The organism is Couchioplanes caeruleus (assembly GCF_003751945.1).
GTDB classification, from domain to species: Bacteria; Actinomycetota; Actinomycetes; order Mycobacteriales; family Micromonosporaceae; genus Actinoplanes; species Actinoplanes caeruleus.
Genome location: NZ_RJKL01000001.1, coordinates 4,072,662 through 4,094,920, shown reverse-complemented (window position 1 = coordinate 4,094,920; position 22,259 = coordinate 4,072,662). Strand labels below are relative to the sequence as shown.

Genomic DNA, 22,259 nt, shown 5'->3' with positions numbered 1-22,259 from the left:
CCGGCAGAGCGGACTTCTGTAGCGAACTTCACTAACGCCGATAACTTCGGATAACGGCATCTATCGCCATGAAGGTTGCGTAGTTCATCCTCGACGAAACGCGGAGCTTCAGTCGTGGAAGCGGCGGTCGAGAACTCCAAGGGCCATGCGGCCCCACGCGATGTTCTCGCGTTCGAAGCTGATCCCGCGCTGGAGGGTCAGGTAGGGGCCGATGCGGTTGCCGGTCTTCAGGAACTCCTCGTCGCCGCGGCCGCCGAGGATCTCCGCCAGGCGTGCCTCGTAGGTCTCCAGACGACGGGTACTGCACTCGATGCGGGACTCGATCGAGGAGCGGACGCTGGACACGTCGGCGTGCGCCAGCGCCTCGACCTGCACCAGCAGCTCATCGCGTACGGTCGTCGGCCGTGGCTCCTGCTTCGTGAACTCGTTGAGCGCGTCGCGTCCGGAGTCGGTCAGCGAGTAGAGCCGCTTGTCCGGGCGCTTCGGCTGGGCGACGACCCGCGCCGAGAGCAGTCCCTCCGACTCCATCTTCTCCAGCTCGCGGTAGAGCTGCTGCGAGGTGGCGGTCCAGAAGTTCGCGACCGAGACGTGGAACTGCTTGGCCAGCTCGTAGCCGGACGCCTCGCGGTTGATGAGGGCGGCGAGGACTGCGTTGCGAAGCGACACGGCCTCCAGATTACGAGGTGGTGAATCGGGCGCTGATCATCGCGCACGCTGCCGGTAGTCGGGTGACGTCTTGCTGCGGGCGGCGCGCTGGGCGATCCGGGTGTTCTTGAGGAGGAGCAGCCGGAGCTGTTCCCGCCTCTCCCGGGCGAAGGTCCGCCGGGCACTGCTGGTCACGGCGCCGTCGAGCAGTCGTTTGGCGGCGGCGACGGCGTCCGGGGACCGGGTGGCGAGCTGCCGCGCGAAGGCGGTGGCGGCGGCGACCGGATCGTCGTGCACCTCGGTGACGAGGCCGATGCGGGCCGCGTCGGCTCCGGAGATCTCCTCCGCGGTCATGGTGAGACGTTTGGCGACGTCGATGCCGACGACCTCGGAGAGGCTGCGCATCCCGGTCATGTCCGGGATGATGCCCCATTTGCCTTCGAGCACCGACCATCTGGAGTCCGGTGTCGCGAAGCGGAAGTCCGCGCCGAGCGCGATCTGCACGCCACCGCCGTAGCAGTGCCCGTGCACCGCGGCGATCACCGGGACGGGAACCCGCCGCCATGCCCAGCAGGCTTCCTGGAAGAGGTTGGTCCCGCGCCAGGGCGCGGGCACGAAGGCACCGACGATGCGGCGAGGAGTGCGCAGCACGGTCGGAAAGTCCAGGCCGGAACAGAACGACTCGCCCTCACCCGCGATGACGACCGCCCGCAGGGTACGGTCGCGGCGCAGCCACCGCGCCGTACGGACCAGCTCGTCGAGGATGTCCAGGGTGAGCGCGTTGAGCTTGTCCGGCCGGTTGAGGTGGACGTGCGCGACCGCGTCCTCGACCCGGGTCGTCACGAGCCTCGTCGACGGCTGTTTGCTGGTCATTGAATGCGCTCCTCGTGGTCAGAGCCGGACGGCGAGTCGTGGTCAGAGCGGGTGCGGCGAGGCGTGGTCGGAGCCGGACGGCGAGGCGTGGTCAGAGCACGGCGGCGGCGAGGTGTGGTCAGAGCCGGGCGGCGGCGAGGTGTGGTCAGAGCCGGGCGGCGAGCTCGGTCGCCTGCTTGATCGCGCGCTTTGCGTCCAGCTCGGCGGCGACGTCGGCGCCGCCGATGACGTGGACGGACACGCCCTGCCCGGTGAGCGGCTCGACGAGGTCGCGGACCGACTCCTGGCCGGCGCAGATCACGACCGTGTCGACGGCAAGGATCCGGGCCTCGCGCGGGGACTTCGGATCGCGGGCGTCTTGCGGCACGGTGATGTGCAGGCCGTCGTCGTCGATGCGGACGTACTCCACCCCTCGCAGCATGGTCACACCGGAGTCCTGCAGAGTGGCGCGGTGCACCCAGCCGGTGGTCTTGCCGAGCCCCTTGCCCAGCGATGTGGATTTGCGCTGCAGCAGGTGGACCTCGCGGCGGGGAGGCGCCACCGTCTTGGTGGTGAGGCCGCCTCGCTGCAACGCCGGATCGGTGACGCCCCAGCGTCGCATCCACTCCTCAGCCGGCTCGCCCGGCTCGTGCAGCAGGAACTCCGCGACGTCGAACCCGATCCCGCCGGCGCCGATGACGGCGACGCGGTCGCCCACGGCGGCCCGGTCGGAGATCACCTGCTGATAGGTGAGGACCTTCGGATGCGTCGTGCCGGGGATGCTCGGCACCCGGGGAGTCACCCCGGTCGCCACGATCACCTCGTCGAAACCGGTCAGGTCCGCCGCGGAGGCGCGTACGCCCAGATGGAGGGTGACGCCCCGGACCTCGATCATGTGCTCGTAGTAGGCGAGCGTGTGGGCGAAGTCCTCCTTGCCGGGGATTCGCGCGGCCAGACGGAACTGTCCGCCGATCCGGTCCGAGGCCTCGAAGAGTTCGACGCGGTGGCCGCGGCCGGCGAGCTCGACCGCCGCCGCCAGGCCGGCGGGACCGGCTCCGACCACCGCGATGCGCTTCGTGGTCCGGGTCGGTGCGAGCACGAGCTCCGTCTCGTACCCGGCCCGCGGGTTGAGCATGCAGGTGGCGCGCTTGTTCCGGAAGGTGTGGTCGAGGCACGCCTGGTTGCAGGCGATGCAGGTGATGATCTCCCGGTCCCGGCCCTCCGCCGCCTTGTTCACGAACTCGGGGTCGGCCAGCAGCGGCCGGGCCATCGAGATCAGGTCGGCGTCACCGGCGGCGAGCACCTGCTCGGCGATCTCGGGCCGGTTGATGCGGTTGGAGGCGATCACCGGTACGGACACCTCGCGGCGCAGCTTGCCGGTGACCCACGCGAAGGCGGCCGGCGGCACCGAGGTGACGATGGTCGGCACCCGGGCCTCGTGCCACCCGATCCCGGTGTTGAGGATCGACACGCCACGCTCCTGCAGCCCGCGCGCGAGCTCGACGGTCTCCTCCCAGGACTGGGCGTCGTCGACGAGGTCCAGGAGACTGATCCGGTACTGCACGATGAAGTCGTCGCCGACCAGGTCCCGGGTCCGCCGGACGATCTCCCAGGGGAAGTTCATCCGCTTGGTTGCGCTTCCGCCCCACTTGTCGGTGCGGTCGTTCGTCCGGACGGCGAGGAACTGATTGATCAGGTACCCCTCCGAGCCCATGATCTCGACGCCGTCGTACCCCGCCTGCCGGGCCAGGCTCGCGGCCCGCGCGAACGCGGTCGCCGTACGGTCGACCTCCCGCGTGCTCATGGCCCGCGGCCGGAACGGTGTGATCGGCGACTTGCGCCGCGACGCGCCGGTGCTGAACGGGTGGTACGAGTACCGCCCGGCGTGCAGCACCTGCAGGAGGATCTTCCCGTCGTGACGGTGTACGGCGTCGGTCACCACCCGGTGGGCGCGCGCGTGCCCGGGCGACGTCATCACGCTGCCGAACGGCGCCAGCCAACCCCGCCACGTCGGCGCAAACCCGCCGGTGACCATGAGGGCGACCCCGCCCTGCGCGCGCTCGGCGAAGAACGCGGCGAGCTTCGGCAGGTCCCGAGCCCGGTCCTCCAGCTTCGTGTGCATCGATCCCATCACCACGCGGTTGCGCAGCACCGTGTGACCGAGATCCAGCGGGCTCAGCAGGGTCGGATACCGGCTCTCAGGCCGTACGGGGGACGCGCTCACGTCGTCTGCCTCCTCGCCTCGGGCTCGCGGGACGGGGGCAGCATATACAACTAATCACCTATGCAACAGGTTGCATAGTGAGCTCGGCGCCGGGTCAGCGGCGCAGGAACCCGGCCAGCCGGCGGCTTCGCGCCACGCGAGCCTTCGACGCCCGGCGACGGCCGATGAAGACCGCGGCCACGGCGGCAACGGCGGCCAGGGCCGTCGCCGCCGCCGTCGCGGGACGACTGCGGACGGCTTGTTGCGCTTGTCGGGCCCGCCGCGGCGCTGACTCCCGTACGCGGGAAGCGCCGGAGACCGACCTGCTCTTGAGGCTCGACAGGGTGCCGCCGAGGCGGCTGGGGGTATCGGCGTCCGGAACCCCGGAGGTGGCGTACGAACTCGGCACCGTCTCGGCGATGTGGTTGGTCTTCATGTCGTTCCTCCTGGTCTGCATGCCGTCGTAGCCGCGTGCTTGCCCGGCCGTCGAACCCGGCTAACGTGACTAATGCGTTCATTCACGCCTTCGGGTCCGCGCGTGCACCATCCGAAGTCCGGTCGCGGTTCGGCCCGTCCGGCAGGGGTACACGACAAGGACGGGGACATTCATCGACGACGATTGAGGAGTCTGTGATGCAGCCCTTCGTGTTCGAGCCGTGGTCGTGGCGTGACCCCACCCTTCCGGGCGGCGGTGAGCGCACCTTCGACGCCGACAGCGGCAGCGCGGACGAGCGGGCCGGGACGGACCTGACCGGCTTCCATGTCGAGGCCACCGACGGCAGCATCGGCAAGATCGACGAGGCCACCTACGACGTGGGCAGCGCCTACCTGGTCGTGGACACCGGGCCTTGGATCTTCGGCCGCAAGGTTCTGCTGCCGGCCGGCACGGTGCAGCGGATCGACCACGCCGACCGCAAGGTGTTCGTCGACCGCACCAAGGACCAGATCAAGGATTCGCCCGAGTACGACAAGGACACCTTCGACACGCCGGAGTATCGCGAGCAGGTGGGCACCTACTACACCGGCAGCTACCGCGACAGGCCACCAGTGCAGTAACCCGCACCGCAGAGGTCGCTGGACGCCGCCGTCACCTGCGAAAGGTGACGGCGGCGTCGTATCGCTCCGGTCAGGCGGGGAGGATGGCGCAGGTTGTGGTGGCGTGGGCGTAGAGCTTGCCGTCCGTTGCGCCGATCACGCGGGCCTCGGCGGTTGCGGTGGTGCGGCCGACGTGGACGGCGTGTGCCTCCGCTCGCAGCCGTCCGGCCGTGAGGCCTCGGACCAGGTGGATGTTGAGCTGCACCGTCGTGTAGCCGCTTCCCGCGGGCAGCCGGCTGAGGACGGCGCTGCCGAGGGCCGAGTCGAGCAGGGTTGCCAGGTAGCCGCCGTGTACGGTGCCCATGGGGTTGTGGACGAACTCGCCCGCGTCGCCCTCGAAGACCGCCCTGCCGGGGCCCACCTCGACGAGGCCGAAGCGCAGGGTTGCCGTGATCGGCGGCGGTGGCACCTCGCCGGCGATGATGGCCTTCAGGAACTCCTCGCCCGTGCGGGCGGCGGGTGTCGTGGTCATGCCGCCGACGCTAACCGCGTCGGCGCGGTGATCCAGTACGGATTCCGTACTAGCATCGGCGGCGTGGGAGCCGGTTATGGGCAGTTCTGCGCCGTCGCCCGGGCGTTGGAGGTGCTCGGGGAACGCTGGACGCTGCTGGTGGTGCGCGAGTTGCTGCTCGGCGCCGGGCGGTTCTCGGAGCTTCAGCGAGGGCTGCCGCGGATCTCCCGGACGATGCTCACGCAGCGGCTGCGGGAGTTGGAGCGCGCCGGGCTCGTTCTGCGTACGGCGGGGGCCGGCGGTCCGGCGTACGCGCTGACCCCGGCCGGGCGGGCGCTGGAGCCGGTGCTGCGGGAGCTGGGCGCATGGGCGTACGAATGGGACCGGCGCGGCCTGCAGCCGGAGCACCTGGATCCCGAGATGCTGGTGTGGGACCTGCGGCGCCGGCTGCATCCGGACCGATTGCCGACGGCGCTGACGGTGGTTCAGTTGACCTTCCGGGTACGGCCGGAAGGGCCGTACTACCTGCACGCCCGACGGCCCGACGTCACGCTGTGCACGGACAGCGGCGGGCATCCGGTCGCCCTGCACGTCGATGCGGACCTGGAGGCGTTGACCCGCTTCTGGCTCGGGGAGCGGCAGTGGGGACAACTCTTGCGCGCGGAAGACGTCCGGCTCGCCGGTCCGGCGACCCTTCGCAGGGCCTTTCCCACCTGGTTCTCCGGCTACGCCCTCCGCCCGTGAAACGGCTACGCACTCTGCCCCGTGAAACGGCTACGCCCTCTGCCCCGTGAAACGGCTACGCCCTCTGCCCCGTGAAACGGCTATGCACTCCGTCAATGAACCTGCTCGGACGGGGTCGCGGCGACCTGATCCCGCGACCGTCGGAACGCCAGGACGGCCGCCAGTGCGAAGCCCAGGACCGCCGCGATGAGATGGCCGACGGTGGCGAAGTCCGGCACCGATCCGTCCCATTCGGCACCGCCGAGCGCCCAGCCGAGCACGAAGACCGCCCAGTGGAGGCGGCCCCAGCGGGGCAGGGCGAGCGTGCCGAGCGCCAGCACGGTCTGGGCGCCGTAGCTGATCCCGTAGTCCGAGGCCTGTCGCACTGCCTCCGGATACCAGCCGTTCCGCAGTCCGACGGTGATGACCACGGCGGTGAGCAGAGTGGCGACGACGTGCCCGCCGAGGAACACGGCCGCGGCGCGCGCCTTTCCCCACCGGCGCTCCGCCCAGGCCAGGAAGCCGCAGATCCCCAGGCCGACGGTGATCAGGCTGCCCACGAACTCGAGGGAGGCGACATCCGAGAGCGTGGTCTGGATGAACAGCACGCTGCCGAGCATCGCCGTCACCGGATGGTCCCGCAGGTTGTCCAGGTTGGTGCTGACGTAGCCCAACAGGGTGGTCGACCGATCGTCGGACAGCCCGTAGTAGACCCAGGGGTAACCGACCAGGAGCAGACAGACATAGCCAAAGGTCAAAGGCGCGCGGCGCGGATACTCCCGGACGGCGCGGAGCGGGCCCCGCAGGGACGCAAAGTTCATGGCTTGTCATTCAACTGTGCGCTGTCCAGGTTCGGTTCCAGGCGCGATCGGGTACAGCAGGCGCGGGAGGTGAGCGACGTGAAGTTCGTCTTGAAGAACACCAGCAATGGACAGGTCCGTTTCAATCTTGTCGCGGACAACGGTCAGGTCGTGGCCACGAGCGAGGCCTACACCCGCAAGACGTCCGCAATGGACACCATCGAATCGATCAAGCGGAGCACCGGCTCGGCGACCGTGGACGACCAGACCACCTAGTCGCCGCCGCGTCCCGAGCGCCGCGTCCCGGGCTCGGCGCTCGGGACGCGGCGGCAGCCGCCGAAAGGTGAAACATTGCGGTACTAGCGTCGAGCCACGTGGTCGTCGAACTGTTGTGGCTTCCGGTGCCCGTCCTGCTGTCGCTCTACTTCGCGTTCTTCGCCGCGTACAACTACGCGTACGCCGCGGGTGCGCTGCTGCGTCGCCGGCCGCGAACGGTGCCGCTGCGTACCGATGCGCGGGTCGCGGTCGTCATCGTCTCCTTCAACGAGCGCAAGGTGATCGCCGACACCGTGGCGGCGTGCGAGCGGCTGACCTTTCCGCACAAGACCATCGTCGTCGGTGACGACTCGAAGGACCCCGAGACCGTCGCGCTGCTGCGCCGGTTGGCCACCGAGCGGGATTGCGTACGGGTGCCCGGCGCCCGATACAACGACACCGACGTCGAACTGTGGGAGTCGGACGGGTTCGTCCTGTTCCACCGCTTCCACAACGCCGGCTTCAAGGCGGGCAACCTCAAGACCCTCGAGGGCTACCTGCGCGGACGCGGCTTCGACTACATGTACCTGCTGGACGCGGACTGGCGCCCGCAGGCCGACGCGCTCGAGCGCTGCCTGGAGGTCATCGAGGCCGACCCGGCCACCGCGTATGTGCAGGCCAAACGCCTGTACCACTACGGCCGCAGGGACCACTTCCAGCGTTGCCTGGCCATCAACGAGGAGGCCTGCTACCTGGTGGACCTGGCGGGCCGCCAGCAGCTCGGTCAGATGATCCTCTTCTCCGGCTGCTGCGCCCTGTTCGACCTGAGCGCGCTGTACGCCGTCGGCGGCTTCCAGGCCGGGCACCTCACCGAGGACATCGACCTGTCCAACCGGTTCTACCTGGCCGGCTACCGCGGGGTCTACCTGGAGGAGGTGGCCAACGTGGGCGAGGTGCCGCCCAACTACCAGGCGTTCCGCCGGCAGCAGGAGCGGTGGGCGATCGGCTCCGCCCGTACGTGTAAGGAATATTTTCTTCCGGTCCTGCGATCGGAGCTGGACCTGTGGACCAAGCTCAGCCTGCTGCGGCAGAACGCCTACTTCACCGCCGCGCTGGGCGTGGAGGCGTCGGTGCTGTGGAGCTTGCTGGTGGCGGTCGCCGCCGTGGTGGGCGCCGGCCGCGGCGGGGCGACGCCGACCTTCGACGGGCCGCTGCGCGTGGTGGCCTACACGCTGGTCCCGACCGCGCTGGTGGCGTTGTTGAGCTGCGTCCTGCCGCTGGTCGTGGGCGTGGTCAAGAAGCGCGACTGGATAAGTCTGCTCTACATCCCGGCAGCCTGCTGGATCGCGCTGTCCGTGGTCCACACCTACGCCATCGCGAACGTCAAGGGCTTCCGGAACCTGGCACAGACCTGGTTCGTCACGCCCAAGACCAACCGGCGGCGCGGCCCCGTGGCGGTGCGCGGCGCCCGCCGGATCCGGGCGCTCAACGGCGCGACCCTGCTGGCGCTCGCCGCCGCATACCTGGCCGCTTTCCGCGCCGACGCGGGCGCGACCGGTGCGGCGCTGGCGACGGTGTACGCGTTGGTGTGGATCCCGTCGTTGGTCATCGCGTCGCTGAAGAGCTGAGCGCCTCGTCACCAAAGGGGCCTGAGGCTCGCGGTGGTCATCTCCTCGGGGCGGCGGGAGAGGTCGAGCGTCGGCTCCTGATGTGCGGGCAGGTCGTGCAGGCGGGGAAACTCGCGGGTCCTGTCCCCCGTGGGGGACCACGCCGGCGTTGCGGGTGACACGGGGGTGACGGCGTCCGGTCGTGTCAGGAGTCGGGCAGCCAGAACGAGCAGGCCGAGGGCCGCGCCGATGAACACTCCGCCGGTGTTGTAGATCCAGTCTGCCGCCGAGGCGACCCGGACGCCGCTGACCGCCTGCCAGCCCTCGATGCCGAACGAGAGGGCGGCTCCCGCCGCGGCGGTCCACAGCGCGTGGCGGGTGGCGAGGGCGCCCGCCACCCCCAGCGGGATGAACAGCAGCAGGTTGGCCAGCCGCTCGTCGCTCGAGGCGAATGCCTGCATCTCGGCCTGGAAGGTCGCCGTGTGCAGGAACGAGCGTACGTACTCGGCGAGCCGGTAGACCGCGCCGTCCTGCCAGCCGGGGGCCTCCAGGGGCACGGTGAAGACCAGAATCGGTGCCAGTGCCAGCATCGCCGACAGCGTCCAGCCCGGTCGCCAGCGGAACAGCCGCGACACCGGCCAGAACAGCACACCAGCCGCGATGGCGCAGCAGAGCAGCAGTGCCACCGCGCCGGGACGGTCGAGCGCCAGGTTGAGCTGATACCTCATGCGGATCATCTTGGCCGGCGAGGCGTATGGCAGAAATAAATAGCCATAGGTAACATCCATTGTCATCAATGTCTGTCCGCGCGGCAGAGAGGATGGCCGGCATGGCTCCGGAACGCCAGGTACGGCGCGCGGCCGCCCGCCGCGAGGTGCTGCGTCTCGGTGGCGCCCTCGCCGCCGGCGGGTTGCTCGCGATGGCGACCGCCCGGAGTGCGGCCGCCGGCCCGGCCGCCACGCCGCCCGTGACCACCACCTTCACGGGGCACTCGCCGCCCGGGTTCGACCAGTGGGAATACGTGCCCTTCGAGGTGCCGGCCGGGGTGAACCGCATCTCGGTGCGCCGCTCGTACGAACCGTATGTTCTCGTTCCCGGTCTGCTCCAGAACGTGCTGGACATCGGGATCTTCGGCCCGGCCGGTTGGGGGCCCGGTGCCGAGGACGGCTTCCGGGGATGGTCCGGCGGCGCCCGCGACTCCTTCACTCTCTCCGCCTCCGACGCCACCCCCGGTTATCTGCCGGGCCGCATCGACCCGGGCCGGTGGGCGGTCGCCCTCGGCCCGATCGTCGCCAACCCGCGCGGCATGGACTGGCAGGTCGACGTCACGCTGGAATTCGGGCCGGAGGAGCCGGCGTTCGTGCCGGCGCCCGCGCCCACGCGCGCCGCCGGCCGGGGAGCGGCCTGGTATCGCGGGGACATGCACCTGCACACCGTGCATTCCGACGGCTCGGGCACCCAGGAGCAGACGGCCGCGGACGCCCGCGCCCGCGGTCTCGACTTCTTCGTCTCCACCGAGCACAACACCCGATCGGCGAACCTGACCTGGGGCCGCTACGCCCGCGACGACCTGCTCATCATCGGCGGCGAGGAGGTCACCACCCGGCACGGCCACTGGCTCGCCCTGGGTCTGCCCGCCGACCGCTGGGTGGACTGGCGGTACGCTCCCGGCGACGGGTTGTTCGCCGGCTACGCCGCGTCCGTACGCGCGGACGGCGGCCTCGTCGTGCCCGCGCATCCCAGCTCGCCGGGACCCGGCTCGACGTGGGAGTTCGGTCATGAGCACGTCGACGGCCTCGAGGTGTGGAACGGGCCGTGGACGATCGATGACGTCAATTCCGTACGGATCTGGGACAAACTGCTGCGCGACGGTCGCCGGTTGGCCGCGTTCGGCAACAGCGATGCGCACAGCCCGGCCGCCGTCGCGCATCCGCAGACGGTGGTGTACGCGCCCGAGCTGTCCCGGTCGGCGATCCTGGCGGCGCTGCGGGCGGGGCGCTCGTACCTCGCCGGGGCGTCCGCCGCCACGCTGGACCTGACCGCGGCCGCCGGGGAACGGGTCGCCGGCCCCGGGCAGTCGCTGGAGGTCGGCGACGACACCGTCGAGGTCACGGCGCGGGTCGGCGGGGTGCCCAGCTCCGTCGTCTCCCTGCACACCGCGACCGGCCAGGTGGCGACCGGCTTCGTCCCCGCCTCCGGCGCGGCCACGCTGACTTGGCGTACGCGCGGGAGCAGTGCCCGTTATATCCGCGTCGAGGTGCAGCGGCCGCGGCCCACGCCAACCACTCTGACCACCATGCTGTTGCTCAGCAACCCGGTCTGGCTGCACCGGTAGCGCCAGCCTGACCCACTCTCCCGAGATCAGGCCTGGGGGATGCGTCGGACGAGTCCGGTGCTGCGGCGTGCCCGCGCCGCGCGGAGTGTGCTTCTGGCCGCGGGCCGGCGTCGCCCCGATCGCGACGACGTTGCTGACCAGCCTCGCCGCCTACAGCCGCGAAGTGGTCGCCCGGCCCGATCGTGGTCGACCGCGCCGACTTCGCCGCCCGCTTCTCCGCCCAACGCCTCGGCGGGCTGGCTCATCGCGCCCGAGCTGGACGGCGCCGGCGTCGCCGACGTCACCCGGATCGCCGACGCCGCTACGGTGGTGGCCGTGAGAGAGGACGGGACGACGGTGGCCGACGAGGACATGCCGGGGTGCACGCTGACGGTGTGCCGCGACTGCTGCTGCGGCAGCCGCGTGAAGCATCCGGCGGTGGACCATGCGGCGCAGGTCGACCGGCTGCGAGAGCTGCTTCCCGCCGCACACCGGGTCCGCACGAGCCTGTGTCTGGACGTCTGCGCCCAGTCGAACGTCATGGTCGTGCAGCCGGCGCGCACCGCGCGGCGCCAGGGTGCACGGCCGGTGTGGTTCGGCCTGGTGCTCGACGACGCGATCGTCACCGACATCGCCGACTGGGTGCGCGCGGGCGGCCCGGGCGTCGCCGGCCTGCCCGCCACGCTCGCCCTGTCGGTCATCCCGGCGCCGGCCGCGGCGGGAGAGCGGTGACACACCCGGAACACACCATGTGGGGTTGTGGTTTTCCTCCTGCGCCCAGATATGGTGTGGCCCGTAGCTGGTTCGGCCGCGTCGTCACGGGGCCGAGGCAAGAGGGAACCCGGTGCAAATCCGGGACTGCCCCGCAGCGGTGAGTGGGAACGACCGCCGTCATACAGCACTGGGCCTCGGCCTGGGAAGCGACGGCCAGTAGGCGACTTCTGTCAGGCCCGCGAGTCCGAAGACCTGCCAGCGCGTCGCACGCCGGACGGTGTGCGGCGGTCGAAGGCCGCGCGGGACGGCCGACGCCGGATCTCCTCGGGCACTTGGTGCCGGGGCGGTGGTGTCTGCTCCCGCGTGTCCGGACGGCCATGGGCTCGCGAGGAGAGGGCATGACACTCACACCGGGAAAGACCGCGCTGCCGGAGCAGCGGCGGCACACGATGCGGGTCCGCAAACGCAACGGCGACCTGGCGCCGGTCGACGTCGACAGGATCGTGAAAGCGGTCGAGCGGTGGGCTGAGGACCTGGACGAGGTCGATCCGCTGCGGGTGGCGACGAGGACCATCAGCGGTCTGTACGACGGCGCCACCACGGCGGAGCTGGACAGGTTGTCGATCCAGACGGCGGCGGAGCTCATCGGCGAGGAGCCGCAGTATTCGAGGCTCGCGGCGCGGCTCCTGGCGGCCTTCGTGGACAAGGAGGTCCGCGGGCAGGGCGTCGAGAGCTTCAGTCAGTCGATCCGCCACGCACACACGCAGGGACTGATCGGCGACGAGACCGCGGCGTTCGTGGCCCGCCACGCCCGCGAGCTGGACGACGCGGTCGACCTCGACGGGGATCTGCGGTTCGAGTATTTCGGCCTGCGGACCGTCGCCGACCGTTATCTGCTGCGGCATCCGCAGTCGCGGCTGGTGGTGGAGACGCCGCAGTTCTGGCTGCTGCGGGTGGCGTGCGGGCTGTCCGGGACGCCCGGCGAGGCGATCGGCTTCTACCGGCTGATGTCCAGCCTGGCCTACCTGCCGAGTTCGCCGACGCTGTTCAACTCCGGTACCCGGCATACACAGATGTCGTCGTGCTTCCTGGTCGACTCGCCCCGCGACGAGCTCGACTCGATCTACGAGCGGTACCACCAGGTGGCGAAGCTGTCGAAGTTCTCCGGCGGCATCGGCATCTCCTGGTCTCGGGTCCGCGGCCGGGGTGCCCTGATCCGCGGCACCAACGGCAGGTCCAACGGCATCGTCCCGTTCCTGAAGACGCTCGACGCCGGCGTGGCCGCGGTCAACCAGGGTGGCCGGCGCAAGGGTGCGGCCTGCGTCTATCTCGAGCCATGGCATCCGGACATCGAGGAGTTCCTGGAGCTGCGCGACAACACGGGCGAGGACGCCCGCCGCACCCACAACCTCAACCTGGCCAACTGGATCCCCGACGAGTTCATGCGCCGGGTCGAGGCCGACGCCGAGTGGTCGCTGATCGACCCCACCGATGCCCCCGAACTGCCCGACCTGTTCGGCGAGGAGTTCGACGAGGCCTACCGGCGGGCGGAGAAGAAGGCGGTCAAGACCGTCAAGGCGCGGGAACTGTACGGACGCATGATGCGCACGCTCGCGCAGACCGGCAACGGCTGGATGACGTTCAAGGACCCGTCGAACCGGTTGTCCAATCAGACCGGTTCCCCGGGCAACACGATCCACCTGTCGAACCTGTGTACGGAGATCCTCGAGGTCAACTCCGACGCCGAGACGGCGGTCTGCAACCTCGGGTCGATCAACCTCGGTGCGCACGTGACCGCCGACGGCGGGGTGGACTGGGAGCGGCTGCGCGCCACGGTCCGTACCGCGGTGGTGTTCCTGGATCGGGTCATCGACATCAACTACTACCCGGCCGAGCAGGCCGGGGTGTCGAACCCGCGGTGGCGGCCGGTCGGGCTCGGGCTGATGGGCTTGCAGGACGCGTTCTTCATGCTGCGGCTGCCGTTCGACTCGGCCGAGGCGAAGGAGCTGTCCACCCGGGTGCAGGAGGAGATCTTCCTGACCGCCCTGGAGACCTCCGCCGGCCTGGCGGAACGGTTCGGCGCGCACCCGGCGTACCCGGAAACCCGTGCCGCCAAGGGTGACCTGCACCCCTACCTGTGGGGAGCGGAGCCCGCGCAGACAGGCCGCTGGTCGCGGCTCAAGACCCGCGTCCAGGAGAGCGGGCTGCGCAACTCGCTGCTCGTGGCGATCGCGCCGACGGCGACGATCGCGTCCATCGCCGGCTGCTACGAGTGCATCGAGCCGCAGGTCTCCAATCTGTTCAAGCGCGAGACCATGTCGGGCGAGTTCCTCCAGGTCAACACCTATCTGGTACGCGAGCTCAAGGCCCGCGGCCTGTGGACGGCGCCGGTCCGCGACCGGATCAAGCGGGCCGAGGGCTCGGTGCAGCAGATCACCGAGCTGCCCGCCGAGGTGCGCGAGCTGTTCCGGACCGCGTGGGAGCTGCCGCAGCGGGCATTGATCGACCTGGCCGCGGCGCGGGCGCCGTACATCGATCAGTCGCAGTCGTTGAACCTGTTCTTGAGCGCACCGACCATCGGCAAGCTGTCGTCGATGTATCTCTACGCCTGGAAGTCGGGGCTGAAGACGAGCTATTACCTGCGCTCGCGCCCGGCGACGCGCATCCAGCAGGCGACGGTCGCGGTCACCCCCGCCGAGGTCTGCTCCCTGGAGAACCCCGAATCGTGTGAGGCCTGCCAGTGATGCTGCTCGATCCCGGAATGGACCTGACCCTGCGGCCGATGAAGTACCCGCACTTCTTCGACCGCTTCAAGGACGCCATCAAGAACACCTGGACCGTCGAGGAGGTCGACCTGCACTCCGACCTCGCCGACCTGGCCAAGCTGAGCCCCGCCGAGCAGCACCTCGTCTCGCGGTTGGTGGCGTTCTTCGCCACCGGGGACACCATCGTGGCGAACAACCTGGTGCTCAACCTCTACCAGCACGTCAACTCCCCGGAGGGCCGGCTCTATCTGTCCCGGCAGCTCTTCGAGGAGGCGGTGCACGTCCAGTTCTACCTGAACCTGCTGGACACGTACGTGCCCGACCTCGACGAGCGCGCGGCCGCGTTCGCCGCCGTCGACAACATCCCGTCGATCGCCCGCAAGGCCGAGTTCTGCTTCAAGTGGATCGACTCGGTCTTCGAGCTGCGTGCGCTCGTCTCCAAAGAGGACCGACGCGCGTTCCTGCTCAACCTCATCTGCTTCGCCGCGTGCATCGAGGGCCTGTTCTTCTACGGCGCTTTCGCGTACGTGTACTACCTGCGTTCCCGCGGCCTGCTGCACGGCCTCGCGTCCGGCACCAACTGGGTGTTCCGCGACGAGAGCATGCACATGGCGTTCGCGTTCGACGTGGTCGACCAGGTTCGGGCCGAGGAACCCGACCTGTTCGACGCCGAGATGGAGCGGCAGGTCCGCGACATGCTGACCGAGGCCGTCGAGTGCGAGGTCCAGTTCGCCGCCGACCTGCTCGAGCAGGGTGTCTCGGGGATGAGCCTGGCGGACATGCGCCAATACCTGCAGCACGTCGCCGACCGGCGGCTCGTCACGCTCGGCATCGCACCGGTGTACGGCAGCGGGAACCCGTTCGCCTTCATGGAGCTCCAGGACGTGCAGGAGCTGTCGAACTTCTTCGAGCGGCGGGTGTCGGCGTATCAGGTCGGCGTCTCCGGCACGGTGAGCTTCGACGACGACTTCTGACGGGCTGGAGGCGAGGACGTCGCCGATCCGACCAGTGCCTCGCGCAGGCCGGATCGGTCGACGCCGAGCGACCGGCTCGCCTCGGACAGCCGGTCGCGGACCGTGCCGCGCGTGGTGAACAGCAGTTGGGCGATCTCCGCGTCGCTGAGACCGCCGGCGGCAAGGCCGGCCAGATGCCGTCCGACCGGGTCCAACCGGTCCGCCGGGCGGTCGCGCCACCTCGGGCCCAGTGCCGTCCCGGCCAGGGCGAGAGTCTGCCGTACGCCGGAGAGCAGAGCCCGCGCGCCACATTGCCGGGCAAGGCCGGCGGCACTCCGCAGGTTGTCGAGTGCCGTCGCCCGCTGGCCCGCGCCGAGTTGGCAACGCCCCAGCTCGTAGCGGGCCCTGGCCTCCTCCAGCCGCGACGGCGACCGCTGGAGCTCGGTGACCGCCTCGGCGAGCAGGGCCAGCCCCTCATCGCCGCCGGTGACCACGCCGAGGCTGCGCAGGCTGACGCCGATGGCGCGGGGGGTGCCCCAGCGGCGGGCGAACACCAACTCCTCGGCGGCGAGTTCGCGGGCGGGGCCGGGCTGGTCCAGGGCGGCGTAGGCCAGGGCCGCCTGGGACCGCCACGGTGCGACGGCGGGGTTGACGATGCCGGCGGCCGCCTGGGCACTGCCGCATTCGAGCAGGGCCGCCAGTCCGCCCGCGAGGTCGCCGGCCGCCACCCGCAGCCGTCCCCGCATCAGCAGGAACCGGCCCCGGTCCCAGGCCGCGTCGGGCGCGTGCACGGTGCCGTGCCGGCGCAGAGTCTTCTCCGCGGCGGCCACGTCACCGAGCTCGATCTGCGCGTTCACGGCGAGTGCCACGAACGGCAGTACCGAGTAGCCGAGGTCGAGCGGCGTCAGCTCCAGGACCGTCTGCGCGACGTCGAGCGACGACATCACGTCGCCGCGCAGGCTCGCGATCGAGGCGCTGCCGAATCTCGAGATGATGGACAGATACGGTGAGCCGCTGGAGGCGGCCTGCTCGCCGATCTCGCGGAACCAGCCGGATGCCTCGGCGAGTCGGTCCGCCGTGAGCAGCCCGATCGCGGCCAGGGCGAACAGCACCCCGGCCGGGCCGTGCAGTTGCAGCCCGCCGTGCAGGGCGCGGCCGAGCAACTCGCCGGTCCGTTCGGCGCTGAGGTGCCCGGCGAGTCCGTCGAGCGACAGCGCGGCGAGCAGGGCCCGCTCCCCGGGGGTGTCACCGCGAGGCGGTGCGGCGGCGAGGTCGTGCAGGCGCGCCCGGACCACCGGGATGGTCGACACGTTCTCGTACGCGACCTGGATGAGCTGCGCCTGCAGCAGCAGCGCCAATTCGCGTCGCGCTGCCGGGGCGTCGGCGGCGTCGCCCAGCTCACGCACGGCTTCCTCGAGCACCGCCACCGCCTCGGGGCCGCGTCCGGCTACCAGAAGGGCGTTGGCGAGCAGGCCCGCGGTACGGCCGCGCTGTTCGGTGTCCGTCATCAACGTCAGAGAGTCGCGGAGGTGGCGGGCCGCCCCGGCGGGATTGTGGAACAACAGGTCGGTGCCGAGCGCGAGCAGCACCCGCATCCGCTGCGGTTTGTCGAGCGGCTCCCGCAGCGCGCGTCGCAGGAACCGCACGGCGACGTCCGGTGCCCCCCGGCCCCGAGCGAGCTGCGCCGCGTCCTGGAGCACCTCGGCCGGCCACCGGCCGTCCACATGGTCGGCGTGCATGAGGTGGCCGGCGACCACCTCGCTCGGAGCGCCCTCGTCGTAGCGCACCCGCGCCGCCCGGACGTGCGCGGCGGTCAGCTCGGCCGGGCTCATGGTGCTGAGCACGGCGGGGCGGACGAGGCGGTGGCGGAAGCGGGGCGGGTCCGCCGTACCCAGAACGCCGAGCGCCTCCAGCCGGCGCAACTGCTCCGCCAGGTCGAAGTCGCTCAGCTCGGCCACCGTGGCGAGGGTCGTGCGGCTCGCGTCGTCGCCGAGCACGGCGAGCGTAACGGCGACCCGCCGCGGCCGATCCGGTTCGCGGGCCAGCCGGTCCACGATGCCACGGGTGAGCGCCTGGGCGCCGTACTCGTGGACCTGGCCGGCGTTGTCCGCCGTCGGGCGCAGCCCGCTCTCGCCGATCGTCCGCAGCAGCTCGGCGAGGAACAGCGGGTTGCCGCCGGAAGCCTCGCGGCACGACTCGCAGAATCGGTCGTCGGCCTCGGCGCCCATCGCGGCCCGGACCATGCGGGCGACGCCGGTCCGGTCGAGTGGGCCCACCGTCAGGGTCCGGCAGCCTCCCTGCGACAGCAGCTCGGCGAGCTGCGGGTCGTCCTCGCCGGACCGGCGGGCCAGCACGAGCAGCACCGGCATCCCGGCCAGCCGGCGCCCCAGGTACGACAGCCAGCGCAGCGACGGCGGGTCGATCCGGTGCAGGTCGTCCACCACGAGGATCACCGGCCCGCGCTCGGTGAGGTTCACGAGCAGCCAGTACAGCGCGTGCAGCAGCAGGGCCGACGGCACCGGCGGAGTCGCCTCCGCCGGGGCCTGAAAGGCCAGGACCCGCAGGGCGAGCGCGGCCTGCCCGGCGAAGAGTGGTTCGCGCTCGGCCTCCGGAAGGGTTGATACCGGGTGGAGCAGCTGCCGTACCGCGGCGAACGCCCATCCCTGCTCGGACTCGGCGCAGGTGGCGCGCAGCACCGTCGTACCCCGGCCGCGCTCGCGTGCCGCCCACTCGTGCAGCAGGGCGCTCTTGCCGATGCCGTCCGGCCCCTCCACGCAGATCAGGCCGGGACTACCGGCGCGGGCCGCCGCCGCGAGCTCCTCCAGAGTGGAGAGCTCGACGGGGTGGTCCCGCACGACCGGATGGGTGGCGGCCGGCGCCGGTGCGGCCGGGGCCGGCTCGGAGCGCAGGATCCGCTGGTGCAGGTGCTGCAGCTCGGGGCCCGGTTCCACGCCGAGCGCCTCGACGAGTTCCTCCCGGAATCGCGGATAGAGGGCGAGCGCCTCGGCGTTGCGGCCGGACCGGTGCAGGGCCTGCATGAGCTGGCCGCGAAGCTTCTCGCGCAGCGGATGTTCGGCGATGAGGCCGTGCAGCTCCGGGATGACCTCGTCGTGCCGGCCGAGCCGGAGGTCCGCCTCGACGCGCCCCTCGACGGCCTGGATCCGCAGCTCCGCCAGGCGTCCGCCCTCGTCGCGGCGCAACACTTCGGACGGAACGTCCACGAGGGCCGTACCGCGCCAGAGCGACAGCGCGTCCCGCATCAGCGCGGCCGCGGCCGGCCAGTCGAGGGCGCGCGCGGCCGCGCGGCCGTCGTCACACCGCGTGGTGAACTGCCGCAGGTCCAGCTCGTCGTCCGTGACCTCGAAGAGGTAGCCGGGCGGCCGGGTGCGCAGCCGTGCCCCGGCCCGCTCGCCGAGGCACTTGCGGAGCCGCATCACGTGGTTGTGCAGCGCGCCCCGCGCCCTGCGGGGCGGCTGGTTCTCCCAGATCAACTCCGCCAGTTCGTCCGCCGGCACCACCGTGTTGGCCCGGAGCAGCAAAGTGGCGAGAAGGACCCGTTGCCGGGGGGCCGACACCGGTCGCGGCGATCCGGCTTCCTCGACCAGCAGCGTTCCTAACAGACCGAACCGCACGTCATCTCCTCCAGGAATCCGGCGTCCGCCGCGCGGGTGAGCGGGCGCGTGAGCGAGATGTGAGCGAACCGGGAGCGGAGCCTAGCAAGCTGCGGGCGGCGCGTGATTTTCGATGCGTGTGCGTGTGATCGGGGGGATGAAATGGTGGTAGGCGATCGTCCCGCCGTACGGGTGTTGGTCGTCGCCGCCGATCTGGTGCGCGGTGCCGGGCTGGCCTCGTTGCTGCGGCGGGCCGGCGGGATAGACGTGATCGGCGAGACCTGCGAGGAGTCGGCGGCGCTGCGGCAGGCGAGCGACGACCGGCCGGACGTGGTGGTGCTCGACGGTCCAAGTTGGTGGGCGGGCCGCGCCTGCGCCGCCGTGTCGGCCCACGGGCCCGTCCTGCTCGTCGGCGACCGGGCGCCGCGGCCGCACGCCGCGGGGCACCTGGTGGCCGGCGAGTTCTCCGTCGCCGAGTTGGCCGGCTCGGTGCGCCGGATCGCCGCGGGCCGCCGGAGCGCGCCTCCGAAGATCCCGACGACGACGCGGTTCGGACTGTCCCGGCGGGAGGGTGAGGTGATGGAGCACGTCCTGCGCGGGGTGGACAACGGTGAGATCGCCCAGCGGCTGTTCATCAGCGAGAAGACGGTGAAGAACCACGTCAATCACATCTTCCGCAAGCTGCGGGCGAGGACCCGCGCCGAGGCGATCGCCCGCTGGCTCGGCCTCGCCGTCACGTCCTGACCGCCCACACGGGCCGTCGATCAGCCCGGCCCGCTTCCCAGCCGGAACCAGACGCGTTTCCCTCCGCCGGGCAGTGACTCCGTGCCCCAGGCCGAGGCGAGCCGCTCGACGATTTCCAACCCGCGCCCGTTCTCGCTCTCCGCGTCGGCGATCCGTCGCGCCGGCGCCCGGTCGCTGGAGTCACCGACCTCGACCCGCAGCCCGTCCTCCAGCCGCAGCTCGACGACCACGTCCCCGGCCGTGTGCTGGATCGCGTTGGTGACCACCTCGTCCAGCAGCAGCAACGCGTCCTTCATGAGCGGCTGCTGATCCCAGACGGCGAGCAGGTCCGCCGCGAAGCGTCGCGCCGCCGACGCGCTGATCGGCTCTCCGCGGAAGCGGCGCTGTGCCCAGCGGTGTGCCGGCGGCGGGGTGTCGTTGGTGAGGCAGAGCACCGCGACGTCGTCGGTGCGGGGCCGTGGCCCGACCCGGCTGCTCAGCAAATGGTCGAGCACCGCCTCCGGGTCGCGGCTGGGCGCGGTGCGCAGTGCGGCGCACAGCTCGTCGAGGCCCTGGTCGATGGGGTGTCGGTGGTCCTCCACCAGGCCGTCGGTGTAGAGCACTAGGTTCGCCGACGCCGGCAGCAGAAACGTCGTCTCTGAATAGAAGGCCGTCCGGGTGACGCCGAGCGGAATGCCTCGGCGTAGGTTCAGCACCTCCGCCGTCTCTTCCGTACGCAGCACCGGCGGCGGATGCCCGGCGAGCACCGCGGTGGCCGTGCCCTCGGTGAGATGCAGCTCGAGGTAGCAGCACGTGGCGATGGCGTCGAGACGCAGGTCGTGCAGGAGCTGGTTGGCGTGGTGCAGCACACCGGACGGGGTGTGCCGTTCCGCCGCGTACGCCCGCAGCGCGTTGCGGACCTGGCCCATGGTGGCGGCGGCCGCGGCGCTGTGTCCGGCGATGTCGCCGATGACCACGCCGACGACGCCGTTGCCGAGCGCGATCACGTCGTACCAGTCGCCGCCGACGTCGGCGCCGTGGGTCCAGGGCAGGTAGCGGGCGGCGTGCCGCAGTCCGGGAACCTTCGGTAGCCCGGCGGGCAGGAGGGCTCGCTGCAATTCCGCCGCGATCGAGGTGCGGGTCTCGAACAGCAGGGCGCGTTGCAGCGCCTGCGCGCTGAGCCCGGCCAGTGCCGTCAGTGTGTCGCGCTCCTCGGCGTCGAAGACGCGCGGCTCGCTGTAGCCGACGACCAGCGTGCCGAGCACTTCCCCGGCCGTGGCGAGAGGCAGGAACGCCCAGGCCTTCCGCCCGCCGCGTGGCACGCGCGTGGCTTCGGGCTGCACCGCCTCGAACTCGTCGATCGACGTGAGGAACTGCGGCCGGCCCGTACGGGCGACCACAGTGGCCGGGTATGGATCGTCGAGCGGCAGCCGGCTCAGCCGCTCGACCACATCCGGCTCGTAACCGGCGTGGTAGTGCACCCGCAGGTGGTCGTCGTTCCGCAGCAACAGGGCGAGGCCCTGGCCACCGGCCGACGGGCGCAGCACCGCACCGATGGCGGCGTACACCTCGGCGGTGGTGCTCGCGGAGACCAGCGCGGTGGTGACCTTCTGCAGCGCGCCGGCGCGCGTGGCGGCCTGTTCGGCGCGGGCGACGCTGCGGATGAGCTCCTGCTGCTGGTCGACCTGCTCGGTGATCTCCCGGAACGACACCGCGACGAATCCGGCCCCGGCCCGGCCGATGTTGATCTCCCATACCTGCCCGACCCCGGGGTACGCCAGTTGCCGCCGGCACGGCTCCCCGGTGGTGGCGACGGTGCGGTACCGGTCGAACAGGCCGTCCTGCCAGCTCGACGGGGTCACCTCGCTGAGCCTGGCGCCGATGACGTCCTCGGTGTTGCGTCCGGCCAGTTTGGCGCCGATCTGGTTGACGTACTCGCAGACGAAGTCGGTGATCTCGCCGCGGTCGTCGGGTACCGCCCGCAGCAGCGTGAAGCCGTCGAAGGCGGCGTCGAGCATGTCGTAGAGCCGGCTGCCACCGGCGGACCGCGGCGCCACGGTGACCTGGCGCAGGTCGACGAAGCGCACCCCGAAGCCGTCGCCGTACGGGCCGATCGACAGCTCGAAGTGTCCGGTGATGGTGGCCCGGTCGTAGTAGACGGTGCGGGTCACCGGCTTGCGGGTCTCCACCACCGAGCGGTACAGCGGCAGTGTGCCGTTGTGGACGGTCTCGGGCCACAGCTCGCGGTAGCGCCCGCCGATCAGCTCGCACCTGCGGCGCCCGGTCAGCCGCAGTCCCACGTCGTTGATGTAGAGCAGCTCGAAGTCGACGATCTCCCCGTGCTCGCGGACGGCGCGGGCGAGCACCCATCCCTGCGGATCGTTGTCGAGCAGGGCGAGGAGCTCCGCGTCCACTCGCACCTCCTGCGTCTCAAAGGCCACTTGAGGCCCATCTTCTCCCGGAAGACGTGATCACGTCATTGCCCGACGTGGTGAGACGTATGGACGGTTGTCGGCAATGTCCGCACGATCCGCTTCGATGGCCCACT

The 22,259-nt window shown here is 71.0% G+C and carries 18 protein-coding genes and 1 riboswitch; of the genes, 9 read left to right on the top strand and 9 right to left on the bottom strand.

The window, feature by feature from the left end:
* Nucleotides 1-108: 108 nt before the first annotated feature.
* The 4 genes from EDD30_RS18210 to EDD30_RS18195 all read right to left on the bottom strand — a co-directional run bounded on the left by EDD30_RS18210 (nucleotide 109) and on the right by EDD30_RS18195 (nucleotide 4,136).
* On the bottom strand, nucleotides 109-666 hold the full coding sequence (locus tag EDD30_RS18210) for a PadR family transcriptional regulator (RefSeq protein WP_071805195.1): 558 nt from the start codon (nucleotides 664-666) through the stop codon (nucleotides 109-111).
* Nucleotides 667-702: 36 nt separating this feature from the next.
* Complete coding sequence (locus tag EDD30_RS18205; protein ID WP_071805194.1) at nucleotides 703-1,518, bottom strand: crotonase/enoyl-CoA hydratase family protein; 816 nt, start codon at nucleotides 1,516-1,518, stop codon at nucleotides 703-705.
* A gap of 145 nt (nucleotides 1,519-1,663) precedes the next feature.
* On the bottom strand, nucleotides 1,664-3,721 hold the full coding sequence (locus EDD30_RS18200) for an NADPH-dependent 2,4-dienoyl-CoA reductase (protein ID WP_071805193.1): 2,058 nt from the start codon (nucleotides 3,719-3,721) through the stop codon (nucleotides 1,664-1,666).
* Nucleotides 3,722-3,815: 94 nt separating this feature from the next.
* The gene (locus EDD30_RS18195; RefSeq protein WP_071805192.1) at nucleotides 3,816-4,136 is read right to left on the bottom strand and encodes a hypothetical protein; all 321 of its coding nucleotides are present in this window, start codon (nucleotides 4,134-4,136) and stop codon (nucleotides 3,816-3,818) included.
* A gap of 197 nt (nucleotides 4,137-4,333) precedes the next feature.
* On the opposite strand from EDD30_RS18195, the gene EDD30_RS18190 reads away from it, so the two are divergent.
* Nucleotides 4,334-4,756 carry a PRC-barrel domain-containing protein gene (locus EDD30_RS18190; protein WP_071805191.1) on the top strand — a complete coding sequence of 141 codons (423 nt, stop codon included), beginning with the start codon at nucleotides 4,334-4,336 and terminating at the stop codon, nucleotides 4,754-4,756.
* Between the two features lie 70 nt (nucleotides 4,757-4,826).
* Here the strand turns inward: EDD30_RS18190 and EDD30_RS18185 are convergent, their stop codons facing one another.
* Entirely contained in the window at nucleotides 4,827-5,267 is a 441-nt protein-coding gene (locus EDD30_RS18185; RefSeq protein ID WP_084556364.1) for a PaaI family thioesterase, read from the bottom strand.
* A gap of 63 nt (nucleotides 5,268-5,330) precedes the next feature.
* On the opposite strand from EDD30_RS18185, the gene EDD30_RS18180 reads away from it, so the two are divergent.
* Entirely contained in the window at nucleotides 5,331-5,990 is a 660-nt protein-coding gene (locus EDD30_RS18180) for a winged helix-turn-helix transcriptional regulator (RefSeq protein ID WP_071805202.1), read from the top strand.
* A gap of 92 nt (nucleotides 5,991-6,082) precedes the next feature.
* Here EDD30_RS18180 and EDD30_RS18175 read toward each other — a convergent pair whose 3' ends face one another.
* Nucleotides 6,083-6,790 carry a rhomboid-like protein gene (locus EDD30_RS18175; RefSeq protein WP_211277772.1) on the bottom strand — a complete coding sequence of 236 codons (708 nt, stop codon included), beginning with the start codon at nucleotides 6,788-6,790 and terminating at the stop codon, nucleotides 6,083-6,085.
* A 78-nt stretch (nucleotides 6,791-6,868) separates the two neighbouring features.
* On the opposite strand from EDD30_RS18175, the gene EDD30_RS18170 reads away from it, so the two are divergent.
* Both EDD30_RS18170 and EDD30_RS18165 read left to right on the top strand, forming a co-directional pair.
* Entirely contained in the window at nucleotides 6,869-7,045 is a 177-nt protein-coding gene (locus EDD30_RS18170; RefSeq protein ID WP_071805190.1) for a YegP family protein, read from the top strand.
* Nucleotides 7,046-7,143: 98 nt separating this feature from the next.
* Nucleotides 7,144-8,652 (top strand): glycosyltransferase family 2 protein, encoded by a 1,509-nt coding sequence (locus EDD30_RS18165; RefSeq protein ID WP_071805189.1) that lies wholly within the window; start codon nucleotides 7,144-7,146, stop codon nucleotides 8,650-8,652.
* 8 nt (nucleotides 8,653-8,660) lie between these two features.
* Here EDD30_RS18165 and EDD30_RS18160 read toward each other — a convergent pair whose 3' ends face one another.
* Nucleotides 8,661-9,419 (bottom strand): VanZ family protein, encoded by a 759-nt coding sequence (locus tag EDD30_RS18160; RefSeq protein ID WP_211277771.1) that lies wholly within the window; start codon nucleotides 9,417-9,419, stop codon nucleotides 8,661-8,663.
* A 41-nt stretch (nucleotides 9,420-9,460) separates the two neighbouring features.
* Between EDD30_RS18160 and EDD30_RS18155 the strand changes: the two genes are divergently transcribed.
* The 4 genes from EDD30_RS18155 to EDD30_RS18140 all read left to right on the top strand — a co-directional run bounded on the left by EDD30_RS18155 (nucleotide 9,461) and on the right by EDD30_RS18140 (nucleotide 15,398).
* Nucleotides 9,461-10,966 (top strand): CehA/McbA family metallohydrolase, encoded by a 1,506-nt coding sequence (locus EDD30_RS18155; RefSeq protein ID WP_071805187.1) that lies wholly within the window; start codon nucleotides 9,461-9,463, stop codon nucleotides 10,964-10,966.
* A 366-nt stretch (nucleotides 10,967-11,332) separates the two neighbouring features.
* Entirely contained in the window at nucleotides 11,333-11,677 is a 345-nt protein-coding gene (locus tag EDD30_RS18150) for a hypothetical protein (protein ID WP_071805199.1), read from the top strand.
* Nucleotides 11,678-11,728: 51 nt separating this feature from the next.
* A riboswitch (cobalamin riboswitch) is annotated at nucleotides 11,729-11,933 on the top strand.
* A 124-nt stretch (nucleotides 11,934-12,057) separates the two neighbouring features.
* Complete coding sequence (locus EDD30_RS18145; protein ID WP_071805186.1) at nucleotides 12,058-14,403, top strand: ribonucleoside-diphosphate reductase subunit alpha; 2,346 nt, start codon at nucleotides 12,058-12,060, stop codon at nucleotides 14,401-14,403.
* The gene (locus tag EDD30_RS18140; RefSeq protein WP_071805185.1) at nucleotides 14,403-15,398 is read left to right on the top strand and encodes a ribonucleotide-diphosphate reductase subunit beta; all 996 of its coding nucleotides are present in this window, start codon (nucleotides 14,403-14,405) and stop codon (nucleotides 15,396-15,398) included. Before EDD30_RS18145 ends, EDD30_RS18140 begins: the two co-directional genes overlap by 1 nt.
* Here the strand turns inward: EDD30_RS18140 and EDD30_RS18135 are convergent.
* On the bottom strand, nucleotides 15,353-19,009 hold the full coding sequence (locus EDD30_RS18135) for an ATP-binding protein (protein ID WP_123678348.1): 3,657 nt from the start codon (nucleotides 19,007-19,009) through the stop codon (nucleotides 15,353-15,355). The two genes, EDD30_RS18140 and EDD30_RS18135, sit on opposite strands and share 46 nt — an antisense overlap.
* A gap of 144 nt (nucleotides 19,010-19,153) precedes the next feature.
* On the opposite strand from EDD30_RS18135, the gene EDD30_RS18130 reads away from it, so the two are divergent.
* Entirely contained in the window at nucleotides 19,154-19,732 is a 579-nt protein-coding gene (locus EDD30_RS18130) for a response regulator transcription factor (protein WP_170047616.1), read from the top strand.
* A gap of 20 nt (nucleotides 19,733-19,752) precedes the next feature.
* Here the strand turns inward: EDD30_RS18130 and EDD30_RS18125 are convergent, their stop codons facing one another.
* Complete coding sequence (locus tag EDD30_RS18125) at nucleotides 19,753-22,125, bottom strand: SpoIIE family protein phosphatase (RefSeq protein WP_071808514.1); 2,373 nt, start codon at nucleotides 22,123-22,125, stop codon at nucleotides 19,753-19,755.
* Between the last annotated feature and the right edge of the window lie 134 nt (nucleotides 22,126-22,259).